Source organism: Gilvimarinus sp. 1_MG-2023 (assembly GCF_030548285.1).
Map to the genome: position 1 here is coordinate 1 of NZ_JAUOSC010000118.1, position 476 is coordinate 476.

1 protein-coding gene is annotated in these 476 nt (G+C 59.7%); it reads left to right on the top strand.

Annotated features, from left to right (window positions below; genetic code table 11):
• Window positions 1–476, top strand: a 476-nt coding sequence (locus tag Q4563_RS15985) for an aldehyde dehydrogenase family protein (RefSeq protein WP_303605174.1), incomplete at both ends; no start/stop codon positions are given.

The window sequence follows — 476 nt, forward strand, 5'->3', positions numbered from 1 at the left end:
CCAGGGCGAAGTCTGCACCAACGGCACCCGGGTGTTTGTGCACGATGCCATTTACGACGCTTTCCTCAGCCAGCTGCAAGAACGCACCGCCAGGCTGACCATGGGCGACCCCAGCGATCCAGCTACCCAGGTCGGGGCGCTGATCAGTATCGACCATATGCACAAGGTACTGGGATATATCGACGCCGCCAAAGAGGCGGGTGCCCGTCTGGTGATTGGTGGTGAACGGGCCATGACCGGCGACTGTGCCAAAGGGGCTTTTGTGCAGCCGACCGTCTTTGCCGATTGCCACGACGATATGCCTAACGTGAAAGATGAGATCTTTGGCCCGGTGATGTCGGTGCTGCGTTTCAGCGATGAAGCGGAGGTGATCCGCCGTGCCAACGCAACGGACTTCGGTCTGGCTGCCGGGGTCTTTACCCGTGATTTCTCTCGTGCCCATCGGGTGATTGCGGCAATGGAAGCCGGTATTTGCT